At 69.3% G+C, this 2,701-nt stretch carries 3 protein-coding genes and 1 pseudogene; all 4 read left to right on the plus strand.

Annotated features, from left to right (window positions below; all coding sequences use genetic code 11):
* Positions 1–102: 102 nt before the first annotated feature.
* A pseudogene (locus tag AB0442_RS42130) lies at positions 103–840 on the plus strand (transposase family protein); the annotation flags it as partial.
* A 235-nt stretch (positions 841–1,075) separates the two neighbouring features.
* Entirely contained in the window at positions 1,076–1,564 is a 489-nt protein-coding gene (locus AB0442_RS42135; RefSeq protein ID WP_366168796.1) for an ATP-binding protein, read from the plus strand.
* A 254-nt stretch (positions 1,565–1,818) separates the two neighbouring features.
* A complete protein-coding gene (locus tag AB0442_RS42140; protein ID WP_366168797.1) occupies positions 1,819–2,061 on the plus strand; it encodes a hypothetical protein in 243 nt (80 codons plus the stop codon).
* Positions 2,049–2,701 (plus strand): phosphotransferase (locus AB0442_RS42145; protein ID WP_366168798.1); only part of this gene is annotated, 653 nt, incomplete at its 3' end. The genes AB0442_RS42140 and AB0442_RS42145, both read left to right, overlap by 13 nt.

The following is a 2,701-nucleotide window of genomic DNA, read 5'->3' on the forward strand; positions in this document are numbered from 1 at the left end:
TGCTCGGACAACCCCACCCATGGATGCATGCCAGGCCCAACGACCGCGCTATCCCGATGTCACGAACTGCTTGATAGCTTCAAGCAACGGCATTGGCCCGCGACTTCGAAATGGAACAAGGTCGAACACCGGCTGTTCTCGCACATCACGATGAACTGGCGCGGCAGGCCGTTGACCAGCCACGAAGTGGTCGTGAACAGCATCGCCGCGACCACCACCCGCACCGGCCTGACCGTCCACGCCGAACTCGACACCGGCGCCTACCCAACCGGTGTGACCGTCGGCGACCGGCAGATGGATGCCCTGCCGCTGGACCGGCACACCTGGCACGGCGACTGGAACTACACCCTTCGGCCCGAGCCCTACACCGAGATCAACGAAGCCCCGGACCCCTTCGACCGGCCCAGCCCCGACCTCGCCTGGCTGCGGCACCCGGCGATCACCGGACTCGACCCGGCGGAGTGGGACACCCTGATCGCCCAGCTCGTCTCCCTCCACAACACCCAGCGCGAGGGCCAACTCGACAAGCGGCGCGGCCACCGGCCCCGCATCAAGGGCGACGGCACCACCGGCCGCCGCCCTGTCCTCACCCTTGCCGACCGCCTCCTCGTCGTCCTGCTCCATCAGCGACACGGCCTCCCACAGACCGCCGTCGCCCGCCTCTACGGCGTCACGCCCTTCACCATCAACCGGCGCATCCGCGACGTCCGCGAACTCCTCCAAGCCGCCGGCCACGTCATCCAGCCCGCCGAACACCAACTCGCCAACCTGGCCGACCTTCACGACCTCGCCGCCAGTCACAGAATCACCATCGCCACGGAGATCCAATCTGCGGGTTGATGATCTGCAGAGCCTTAGTAACCGATGTTGCTGATGGTTAGCCAAGATCAGCAATTAGTTACTGATTTGCGCAGGCGGAACCAAGGTTTCAGTAACTGATGCGCCTCATCAGCAACTTGCTCCCGTTGTGGCGCCACTAGCCGTCGGCGAGTCTTTCCGGCACGAGGCAACCACCAGGAGCGCCTCGGCGCACAGCCCAGGAACTGTCCCGCGCACGGCCTCGGAGGTACACGCCATGCCCACCGCCATCCCTGATGCTCTCGCCGGACGCCAGGCAGCCGGTCGGACATCGGCCCACGAAGGCCAGACACTGCGGGTCTGGGAGAAGGAGCTCACCGCCGACCACGGCTCCGTCCGGCTGGCACGAAACAGTGTCCACGCCGAGCTGGTGGCGTGGGGATGGGCGCGGGAGCGCGCTGACGACGTGGCGCTGATCTGCTCCGAACTGGTGACGAACGCCATCAGGCACGCCTGTCGACCGGCGGATTCGGTTCTCGTGCGACTTCAGGAGAACGCGGACGGCTGCCGCCTCGAGGTCCGAGACAGCCGCAGCGATCTGATGCCCGTCACCCGACCCGCCGGCATTCGCCAGCACGGCCACGGGCTGCTGCTCGTGGCAGCGGTCTCGGAGGACTGGGGCGTCGCGAGACGGAAGGGAGCAAAGGTGGTGTGGGCCAGGGTCCTGCAGAGCTCTGCGGACGAGAACCCGGGGAAGGCAGCATGAGGAGCCTGCTTCGCCGCGCCCTCGGGCTGGGCGAGGGGGTACGGCGGGCCGCAGCGAAGCGCCCACCGAGCCGCAATGAGGCCGCCGACCGAGCCCCCCAGCCCCGGGCGGGCCACCGGACCGCCGGCGCGTTCGACCAAGGCCCGAGTGCTGCACTGCGCGAGACGTTCTGGTGCAGTGCTGTCGCCTACCCGCACAGCGGCGGCCGTCCGGTCCTGTTCGGTGCGTGCCCTACCCGGGATGCCCGGCGGTCCGTGCGCTGGCTGCAGATGCGGGTGGAGCAACTGGCCGATCAGCTGGACGCTGCCCATGCGCGGCCGGGACGGGCCTGGGCGCAGGACGAGACTGCCGCGGAGGCGGCAATGTCTGCCTTGGCGTGGGGTGAGTCGTACACGGTGACGCTGGTGGACGACGACACTGTGTACGTCTTCACCGCGCAGCCGAACACCGGCAGCGAGCCGCTGCTCCCGGGCCGGGAGGCGTCATGGCCGGCTTGATGGGCTCCGGTGAGGTTGTGGCCGAGTTCCTGGGCGAGGTGAGCGCCAGGCTTGGAGGCGTGCCTGCGCGGTTCGACCGGTTGCCGACGGGGCCGATGCGGGGTGTCTCCGGGAGGCTGACCCTCGAGGACGGCCGAACGGTGCACGTCACCGCCGCGGGATGGAACAGCCCGGGGATCGCCGAACTGCGCCGGGAAGTGCTCATCGCCGAACGGATCACCGCGGTCGGTCCTGCTCTGCTGTGTGCGGTCCGGGAAGTTACGCGGTGCGTCGTGGTGCACGAGCTGGTGCAGGGCCGGGCGGTCAGCCTTGCGCCCGGTTCGCCGGACCTTGCCGCTGTTGGGAACTTCCTGGTGCGGGCAGCCAAGGAGCTGTCGGGTGAACCGGTCGGGGAGGTCGGCGTGCTGGGGGATACGTTCCGGCTGTGGCCCTCGTGGGCGCTGTTCACCGACTCACCGTGGAGCCGGAGCGCACTGGAGCCGCGCGAGGAGCGTGCGCTGCAACGGCTTGCCGTGCTGGACCGCAGAGCGCAGCGCCTCGGCGGTCCGGTCGTGGTCCACGGCAGCCTGCACCCCGGGAACCTGCTGATCGGCCCCGGCGGCGAGGTGACGGCCGTGGGGTGGCGGCGGGCCCGGTTCGG

Source organism: Kitasatospora sp. NPDC085895 (assembly GCF_040702125.1).
In the GTDB taxonomy this organism is placed as follows: domain Bacteria; phylum Actinomycetota; class Actinomycetes; order Streptomycetales; family Streptomycetaceae; genus Kitasatospora; species Kitasatospora arboriphila.

Coding starts and splice junctions, on each gene's coding strand:
- AB0442_RS42135 (WP_366168796.1), top strand. CDS start 1,076: ATGCCCACCGCCATCCCTGATGCTCTCGCCGGACGCCAGGCAGCCGGT.